The 8,652-nt window shown below is 61.1% G+C and carries 9 protein-coding genes and 1 pseudogene; 7 read left to right on the top strand and 3 right to left on the bottom strand.

Annotated elements, in window-relative coordinates; translation table 11 throughout:
* From QZ079_RS05825 to QZ079_RS05855, 7 genes are all read left to right on the top strand, one after another.
* Nucleotides 1–697 (top strand): class II fructose-bisphosphate aldolase (locus QZ079_RS05825; RefSeq protein ID WP_297036289.1); only part of this gene is annotated, 697 nt, incomplete at its 5' end.
* An 11-nt stretch (nucleotides 698–708) separates the two neighbouring features.
* A complete protein-coding gene (locus QZ079_RS05830) occupies nucleotides 709–858 on the top strand; it encodes a hypothetical protein (RefSeq protein WP_297036291.1) in 150 nt (49 codons plus the stop codon).
* Nucleotides 859–891: 33 nt separating this feature from the next.
* Nucleotides 892–1,122 (top strand): PTS sugar transporter subunit IIA, encoded by a 231-nt coding sequence (locus QZ079_RS05835; RefSeq protein WP_297036294.1) that lies wholly within the window; start codon nucleotides 892–894, stop codon nucleotides 1,120–1,122.
* A gap of 78 nt (nucleotides 1,123–1,200) precedes the next feature.
* A complete protein-coding gene (locus QZ079_RS05840; RefSeq protein ID WP_297036297.1) occupies nucleotides 1,201–2,259 on the top strand; it encodes a 2-hydroxyacid dehydrogenase in 1,059 nt (352 codons plus the stop codon).
* A gap of 212 nt (nucleotides 2,260–2,471) precedes the next feature.
* Entirely contained in the window at nucleotides 2,472–3,410 is a 939-nt protein-coding gene (locus QZ079_RS05845) for an SMP-30/gluconolactonase/LRE family protein (protein WP_297036300.1), read from the top strand.
* 161 nt (nucleotides 3,411–3,571) lie between these two features.
* Nucleotides 3,572–4,735 carry an ATP-binding protein gene (locus QZ079_RS05850; protein ID WP_297036303.1) on the top strand — a complete coding sequence of 388 codons (1,164 nt, stop codon included), beginning with the start codon at nucleotides 3,572–3,574 and terminating at the stop codon, nucleotides 4,733–4,735.
* 128 nt (nucleotides 4,736–4,863) lie between these two features.
* Nucleotides 4,864–6,945, top strand: coding sequence for a YgiQ family radical SAM protein (locus tag QZ079_RS05855; RefSeq protein WP_297036305.1), 2,082 nt, complete (start codon nucleotides 4,864–4,866; stop codon nucleotides 6,943–6,945).
* A 125-nt stretch (nucleotides 6,946–7,070) separates the two neighbouring features.
* Here the strand turns inward: QZ079_RS05855 and QZ079_RS05860 are convergent, their stop codons facing one another.
* The 3 genes and pseudogenes from QZ079_RS05860 to QZ079_RS05870 all read right to left on the bottom strand — a co-directional run.
* Nucleotides 7,071–7,565: a PIN domain-containing protein gene (locus tag QZ079_RS05860; RefSeq protein ID WP_297036308.1), complete on the bottom strand. Its 495-nt coding sequence runs from the start codon at nucleotides 7,563–7,565 to the stop codon at nucleotides 7,071–7,073.
* A complete protein-coding gene (locus tag QZ079_RS05865) occupies nucleotides 7,549–7,875 on the bottom strand; it encodes a type II toxin-antitoxin system RelB/DinJ family antitoxin (protein ID WP_019239324.1) in 327 nt (108 codons plus the stop codon). Before QZ079_RS05865 ends, QZ079_RS05860 begins: the two co-directional genes overlap by 17 nt.
* A gap of 183 nt (nucleotides 7,876–8,058) precedes the next feature.
* Nucleotides 8,059–8,652 (bottom strand): annotated as a pseudogene (locus tag QZ079_RS05870) (phosphoketolase); the annotation flags it as partial.

Raw genomic sequence — 8,652 nt, forward strand, 5'->3', positions numbered from 1 at the left:
CGCGATCAAATACGCCGGGCTGAACTACATCGTTTCCCTCGTCAAGACCGCCGCCGAAGCCTCCACCGTGCCAGTGGCGCTGCATCTCGACCACGGCACCAGCTTTGACCAGGTCATCCAGTGCATCGGTAACGGCTTCACCTCCGTCATGATCGACTGGTCCAAGCATCCGCTGGAAGAAAACATCGCCGTCACCAATCAGATTCTCAGCGTCGCCCGCCCACTCGGCATCTCCGTTGAAGCAGAGCTCGGCAAGATCGGCGGCACCGAAGACAACGTCACCGTCAGCGAACGCGAAGCCACCTTCACCGATCCTGCTGAAGCAGAATACTTCGTCCAGCAGACCGGCATTCGCTCCCTCGCCGTCGCCATCGGCACCGCTCATGGCAAGTATCCGGCTGGCTACGTGCCCCATCTCGACTTCGACCGTCTGCATGAGCTCTACAACGCTGTCGAGGTTCCGCTGGTTCTGCACGGCGGCTCCGGCTCCGGCGATGACAACCTCGCCCGCGCCACCCGCGAGGGCATCACGAAGGTCAACGTGGGTACGTCGCTCTTCAGCGCTGGCATGCAGAACCTTGCCGAGCACGTGGGCGAGCTCACCCGCGCCAACCTTGGCTACAAGATGATCTCTGACGCCTACAAGGCCGAGCTCATCCGTCACATGGAGCTCGTCGGCCAGGTCGGTAAGGCGTAAGGGGGAACATCATGGCAAACGCCCCTGCGATCCTCGTCCTCTCGCACGGCCCCATGTGCGAAGGGCTCGTCGAGTCTGTGAAGATGGTCTACGGCAACGTCGACGGCCTCGAGGCGCTCGCTCTGCGTGAGGGCGATAACCCCGAGGAGTACGAGGAGTAGTTCCTCGCGCTTGTCGACAAATACGATGGCAACGTGTTCGTCTGCGTCGACATCTTCGGCGGCACCCCGTTCAACACCATCATGTCGTGTGCGCGCACACGCAAGTTCGCGGCGATCGCCGGCATCAATATGCCCATGCTCGTCGAGCTGCTCGCCACGCGCGACACGCTCGCCGGGGAAGATCTGGCGAAGGCGGTCGTCGAGGCCTTCCAGCTCGTCGACCCCAACCTCTGCGGCATGCTCGCCGCCATGTACGAGGGCTAATGCACTATCCGCGTCCGCTGCAGCACCCCGCAGTGGACGCCCATCCCGTTCAAAACCGTTCCTTAGATGGGAGTAATCATGGCAGATTGCAAGGTAGTCATGCTCACCGACGCCTCGATGACGCTTGAGAAGGTTCAGGCCGAAGACGCTCAGAACGAGTTCGCGCGTCTCGCTCCGTTCGGCGCCGAGATCGCCTACGTCGAAGGCCAGAAGGGCCTTTCGCGCCACGAGTTCTCGCTCTACGCCTCCAAGGTCGAGAAGGAAGGCCCTGAGGCGTTCCCCACCATCCCCGAGCTCCTCGCCGAGATCGAGGATGCCGACGTCCTCATCGTGAACTTCGCTCCGGTGAACGCCGAAACCATCAAGGCTGCTAAGAAGCTCAAGCTCATCGCCGTCACGCGTTCTGGTGCCGAGAACGTGAACCTCGAGGCCGCCACCGAGGCAGGCGTCAAGGTCACCGTCTCTCCCGGCCGTCTCGTCGAGCCCGTCTCCGATTACACCGTCGGCATGATGATCGCCGAGTCCCGCAACATCGCGCGCATGAGCATCACCGCTAACGGCGGCAAGTGGCTCGACACCGCGCCGAACGTTGGCTACATCAAGAGCCTTAAGGGCCAGACCGTCGGTATCATCGGCTTTGGCATCATCGGTCGCCGCGTTGCTGAGAAGCTTCACGCTTTCGGCTGCAACATCGTTGCCTACGATCCGTTCCTGCCCGATGAGGTCTTCGAGCAGGAAGGTGCCCGCAAGGTTGAACTCGACGAGCTCATGGAGGTCTCCGACTTCGTGTCCGTGCACGCGCGCCTCACGAAGGACACCGAAGGTCTCGTGAGCGCCGAGATGATCGCCAAGATGAAGCCGCACGCGTTCTTCGTGAACACTGCGCGCGCCGGCCTTGTCGATATGGACGCGCTCGTTGAGGCGCTCGCCGCGCACAAGATCGGCGGTGCCGCTCTCGACGTGTTCACCGAGGAGCCCATCCCCGAGGGTCACCCGATTCTCGCGCTCGACAACGTGACGCTCACCCCGCATCGCGCGGGCAACTGCAGCAACCTTGCTGCGCTTTCGCTTGCCATCGCGCTCACCGAGGTCGAGAACATCCTTAAGGGCGAGCCGCTCGCGCATCCGAAGAACTAGTTCGAGTTTTCCGAAGGGGTCATCTCCCACCCCATCTCATAGCCCCCGTGCGCTTTCCGGCCGCTTCTCCACACGGCCATCCGTCATCAAGCTCCTTTCCCCATGACGGAAGCGCGCGGGGGCATTTTCTTTGTCCACACCGCGTTGCCCCACCACCCGCCGTGAGCGGTACCTGGAAGAGGCATGCCCGAGCCATGATTGGAGCCCCTCAGTTGACTGACCATCATAAGAATCTCCTTGCCGCCATTCCGCCCGCCGAGCAAGCACTCGAAACGCTCACCGCAGAACGGTTCCTCACCGTAGGAACCGCCAACGGCGACCTTGAGGGGCTGTGTTTCGACCGTGCGGGCGATCTGTTCTTCACCGCCATCCAGACCGGGCGCATCTATAAGCTCGATATGAAAACGATGCACCTGCGTGTATTCAAAGAGCTTGGCGGCGACGTACGACCGTGCGCGCTTAAGATCCACCGCGATGGGCGTCTGTTCGTAGCCTGCGCAGATTCCAACGAAGGCGGCAAGGTACTCGTGCTCTCGCCGGAAGGAGAAGACCTCGCAACCGTTGCTCAGGGAGGCGGCTATATCATCGACGACCTCGTGTTCGATAGCGAAGGCGGCTTCTACTTCACGGATCTTGCCGGCTCCACCGCCAACCCCAACGGCGGCGTGTACTACGTCGACCCGATGTTCGAGCATGTAAAGCCCGTACTCAAGGGTCTCAACGGGGCAAACGGCGTGGCGCTCTCGCCCGCTGGCGACATGCTCTGGGTTACGGAACACGGTGCGAACAAGCTGCACGCGGTGAAGCTTGGTACCGACCACGTGAGCATCCCGTTCAGCTCGTCCTCTGTCGCCTACTATTTCTGCGGCTGGGAAGGGCCGGATTCTTGTAGTGTCGATAGCGAGGGGAATCTCTACGTCGCGCTGTTCAGGCAGGGGCGCTATCTTGTCTTCAACGCTATGGGCGTACCGGTGAGGCAGATCCTCATCCCCGAACGCGCTGAAGGCCGCATGCTGCTGACCACGCACCCCATGTTGCGCCCGGGTACCCGCGAGCTCTTCCTCACCGCCTCCGACGAGGCAACACACGAGACGGCGCTGTACGTGTCCGAGGGTCTCGCGCCAGCGTATACGAGCTTTCAGTTCCAGTGAGGCGCGGCCACTAGGCGCAAAACAGCCTGACGGCTCGTGACCGCGTCTTCGGCGGGCGTCTTCGCAATGAATACCTATCATTTTTGATAGATATACCTATCAAAAATGATAGGTATATCTATTATAATTGCGAGGGACAAGCCACGAGAAAGGCTGCGCATATGTACCAGAGAGAGTTGTCCTATCGGCTGGCAAAGCGCTTGCGTGAGCCAAGACACTTCATGCAAATCGTCATGGGGCCCCGTCAAACAGGCAAGACAACCGCCATTCAACAGGCGCTGCAGCAAGTCGGCCTACCCTATCACGTGGCATCGGCAGATGCATCGGAACAATCTCCTGCATGGATCGAAGTCGAGTGGAGGCAAGCCCGCAACGCAGCAATGCGAGGACAGGCAATACTCGTTCTGGATGAGATTCAGAAGGTCCCCGAGTGGTCCAACACGGTCAAGGCGCTCTGGGACGAAGACAGCTGGAACGGCACTCCTCTGACAGTCGTGCTTTCTGGCTCGTCCTCCCTATTGCTCGCCGAAGGGCTTACGGAGTCACTCGCAGGCCGCTTCGAGCTGTTGCGCTCTACCCATTGGTCGTTTTCTGAAATGCATGATGCTTTCGGCTATACACTCGATGACTATCTGCACTTCGGCGGGTATCCGGGTGCTGCAAGCCTCTGCCAAGACGAACTTCGCTGGCGCTCGTATATGCGTGATTCGATTATCGAGACGACCATCTCGCGCGACATCTTACAAATGGAGCACGTAAGGAAACCCGCCCTTATGCGGGCTCTGTTCGATCTTGGTGCTCAGTACTCCGCACAAGAGCTTTCCTATCGGAAAATCTTAGGTCAGCTCGACGACAAGGGAAATACCGACACCGTCAAGCACTATCTCACGTTACTCGAGGGTGCCGGCATCATGTCTGGCTTACAGAAATATCACGGCAAGCAAGTTGTTTCACGCGCAAGCTCTCCGCGACTCATGGTGCACGACCCGTCACTCATGACCGCCTCTTGGAGAGGGAGCGGAAACCTCTTGCACGATCCTGCTCTCCGCGGTCACCTTGTCGAAACGGCCGTCGGCTCCACGCTCATCGCGCGCTCCCAGCTGGAGAACTTTGAGCTCTATTGGTGGCGTGAGGGCAATCTCGAAGTCGATTTCGTGCTCAAACGCGGAGATGACATGATAGCTATCGAGGTTAAAAGCGGACGCATCAAGAAAAGCGGCATCGGCGAGTTCTGCAAGCTCTACAAAACTGCCCGACCGATCGTCGTAGGTGCGCGCAATGCTCCTTTGGATGCCTTCCTCGCCGGAGAGATACCGCTGTTTTAATGAGGCCGGGCGAATGTTGCTGATGCAATTACTGTAGCGCCCCCGCGTTCTCCCGTCATAATGGCAATGTATGGCGCTATATAGATAGCGTACTAACGATACACCCCTCATTGAAACGGATACCACCCGTGGCATCACCCCATAAGCACAAGCACCCAGCAAAGGCCGCGAGCCGCGACGCCCGCCCTTCCCGCCCCCATCGCGATCCGGCCGGCCCCTCCGCGCTCGGCCTCACGCGGGCGGACTTCTTGCCCGTAACCCGTGCAGACATGGAGGCGCGCGGCTGGGAACAGTGCGACTTCGTCTACATCTGCGGCGACGCGTACGTCGACCACCCGAGTTTCGGCCAAGCCATCATCTGCCGCCTGCTCGAGGCGCACGGCTACCGCGTGGGCGTCATCGCGCAACCCGACTGGCGCGACCCGGAAAGCATCGCTGCACTTGGCGAACCGCGGCTCGCATTCCTCGTATCCGCCGGCAACATGGATTCCATGGTGAACCACTACAGCGTGTCGAAGCACCGTCGCCGCACCGACGCCTACACCCCCGGCGGCGCCACCGGGGCGCGACCGGATCACGCGACCATCGTCTACGGCAACCTCATCCGCCGCGTGTTCAAGGAGACGCCCATCGTGCTTGGCGGCATCGAAGCGAGCCTGAGACGCCTTGCACACTACGACTATTGGCAAGACCGTCTCAAGCGCTCCGTGCTGCTCGACTCCGGCGCAGACATGATCATCTACGGCATGGGCGAACGGCCGATCATCGAGCTTGCCGAGGCACTCGATGCTGGCCTTCCCATAAGCCAGATCACCTATATCGACGGGACGGTGTGGCGCACGCGCTCGCTCGACGACGCCTACGACGCCGTGGAGCTGCCCAGCTGGGATGAGCTTTCCGCCGACCCGCTCGTCTACGCACAAAGCTTCAACACGCAGCATCAAAACATGGATCCCTTCAGCGGAAAGCGCCTCGTGGAACCCTACCCGCACAACGTGTTCGTGGTGCAGAACCCGCCCGCGCGCCCGCTTTCGCAAGCGGAGTTCGACGAAGCGCACGACCTGCCCTACACGCGCTGCTACCACCCGGATTACGAAGCCGCCGGCGGCATTCCCGCGCTCAAAGAGGTCAAGATGTCGCTCATCTCGAACCGCGGGTGCTTCGGCGAGTGCAGCTTCTGCGCGCTCACGTTCCATCAGGGGCGCATCGTGCAGACGCGCAGCCATGAATCGCTGCTGGCAGAGGCGAAGCGCATTACCGAGGAACCCGACTTCAAGGGCTATATCAACGACGTGGGCGGCCCCACGGCGAATTTCCGCCAGCCTGCCTGCAAGAAGCAGCTCACGCGCGGCGCCTGCACGAACAAGCGCTGCCTGTGGCCGAGCGTGTGCCGGCAAATGGACGTCTCGCACAAGGATTACGTGCAGCTGCTGCGCGAGCTGCGCGCGCTTCCCGGCGTGAAGAAGGTCTTCGTGCGCAGCGGCATCCGCTTCGACTACCTCCTCGCCGACCCCGACCCCAAGCAGACCTTCCTGCGTGAACTTTGCGAGTATCACGTTTCCGGCCAGCTCAAAGTGGCACCGGAACACGTGAGCGACGCCGTGCTTTCCGTCATGGGCAAGCCGAGCCGCGCCGTGTACGACCGCTTCGTGGACGAATACCGACGCATGAACAAGCAGCTCGGCAAGAAGCAGTACCTCGTGCCGTACCTCATGTCGAGCCATCCGGGTTCGACGCTCAAGGAGGCCGTGGAACTTGCCGAATACGTGCGCGATATGGGCTACATGCCCGAGCAGGTGCAGGATTTCTACCCCACGCCTTCCACGATGTCGACCTGCATGTACTACACCGGCGTCGATCCACGCACCATGGATCCCGTCTACGTGCCGAAAGCCGCGCACGAGAAGGCGCTTCAACGCGCGCTTATTCAGTATCGCAAACCCGAGAACTACGATCTGGTGCGCGAAGCTCTACAGAAGGCCGGACGCACCGATCTTATTGGCTTTGGTCCGAAGTGCCTCATCCGCCCCACGCGCCCGCATGCCAAGCGAAACGATAACCTAAGCCCAGGACTCAATGTATCTCCAGGCAGACGCGGCGACGGAAACGCAGGCAAGACCCGCGGCTCCAACAAGCGCGGCGGCAACGCCCACGGTCGCAACCGCGCCGGTCAAGGCCGCGAAGCCAACCGCGGCGGACATCGAGAGTAGGCCTTCAAGGACGGCCACAGTACCTGGTACCGAGATCATCGTTTTGAGCATTTTGGATTCTTGCGTGCGCCGAACGCTCCCCGCACAGAGACCAAACGTGCCTACCGTTTATCGCGCTGAACGTTTCAGCTCTCGGTACCGCACCTCGCGCGCACCTTTTCGACCATCTCACGCGTGATGCTTACCGAAGCGTATGCACGGCGGCGCTCTCGACGTAGCCAACCACCGACTTCATCGGGCGTCATCGTGGAAATGCGCGACCGGGAGAAACCACCCTTGTCGCGCGTGACGACGCAGTCTGCACCGATCTTCTTCGCCGCCTGGTACACCAAGCAGTCCTCAAAATCGTCCCATGACGCTCGCGCAGCGTTAAGGACATCGTCTCCGTCTATCGAAACGACGTGCAGAAACGATGCTGACGCGCAAAATGCCTGTTGGATATCGGCAGCCGGGATATGACGCGATAGCACGTAAAACACGTCGGTAAACGACTTCGCCGAAGCCCAGAGCTCGAACTCCCCGTACCATTCCGCGATGCGCAGCGAGTTGCATGCCTCAAAGAACGGTTCTCGGCGGCCGAAATAATCGATGAGCACGCAGGTATCAAGCAAGAGCTTCATAGTCCGCCTCACGCGCCGCCGCGATATACGCCTTGTAGTCGCCGCCGTCGATCGCGTCCCACGCGGATGACGGCACGCCCACCGTCGACTGCGCGATGGAGGCCACAAGTGCGTCGAGCGATGCCGCGTCGGGCATGGCATCGCTTCGATTCTCTTCACCGGGCTCTACCTGCGGAAGCTGCCGTTTTGCTATAACGTATTCATACGCGCTGCGGATGAGCTCACTCGGCGTAGACCCCAACTGCGCAAGCACCTTGTTGCCCTGTCGGCGAATCTCCGGGGCGATGCGCGCGGAAACGAGATCGGACATGAGTGCCTCCTTCTCCTGGTAGTATTGGAAACAGCTCTAGTGTAATACGTATTACAGACTGTAACAAGGTCATTTGGGAACGCGTTTCGCACCCGTCCCCAAATGAGTCATTCTGGCGGAGCGGAAGCGGAGACGGTGCCCTGCCAGCTAGGACGGGCAACGTCTCCGCCGTATTTGGTATGCCTATTCGTTGTCGCCGGCAGTCAGCTGCGTCGCGGAGAGCGCACCGTCTGTATCGCCCTGCTCTGCCGCCTCTGGCCACACCCAATCCGTGAACGCCGGGTGATCGAACCCCTCGTCAACCGCGAACTGGAACGCCTCCTCGCGGAACGTCTCCCACGTAGCGATCTGTTCAGCGAACGCGCCCGCATCGCCGCGGCGCGCCCCCGCCAGCCGCAACGCGTCGGCCGCGAGCTCCCAGCGATCCATGTTGTTCAGCCGCAGCATGTCAAACGGTGTGGTCGTGGAGCCCTTCTCCTCGTAGCCGTGCACGCGCCACGCGTCGTGACCGGGACGATCCCACACCAAGCGCCGAATGGTGCCCGCATAGGCATGGAAGCAGAAGAGCACCGGCTTCTCGCCCGCGCCGAAGAACTCGGCAAAGCGCTCATCGCTGATGGCGCGGTCGTTCTCGCACGCATTCTGGATCTTGAGCAGATCGACGACGTTCACGAACCACACCTTGATGCCGAGCTCGCGCAGCAGGTCGGTCGCCGCAAGCGCCTCGAGCGTGGGCACGTCGCCGCAGGTCGCCACCACCAGGTCCGCATCGGCGAG

This window comes from uncultured Enorma sp., assembly GCA_905210055.1.
Classification (GTDB): Bacteria; Actinomycetota; Coriobacteriia; order Coriobacteriales; family Coriobacteriaceae; genus Enorma.

Coding starts and splice junctions, on each gene's coding strand:
- QZ079_RS05840 (WP_297036297.1), top strand. CDS start 1,201: ATGGCAGATTGCAAGGTAGTCATGCTCACCGACGCCTCGATGACGCTT.
- QZ079_RS05865 (WP_019239324.1), bottom strand. CDS start 7,875: ATGTCCGATCTCGTTTCCGCGCGCATCGCCCCGGAGATTCGCCGACAG.
- QZ079_RS05850 (WP_297036303.1), top strand. CDS start 3,572: ATGTACCAGAGAGAGTTGTCCTATCGGCTGGCAAAGCGCTTGCGTGAG.
- QZ079_RS05860 (WP_297036308.1), bottom strand. CDS start 7,565: ATGAAGCTCTTGCTTGATACCTGCGTGCTCATCGATTATTTCGGCCGC.
- QZ079_RS05830 (WP_297036291.1), top strand. CDS start 709: ATGGCAAACGCCCCTGCGATCCTCGTCCTCTCGCACGGCCCCATGTGC.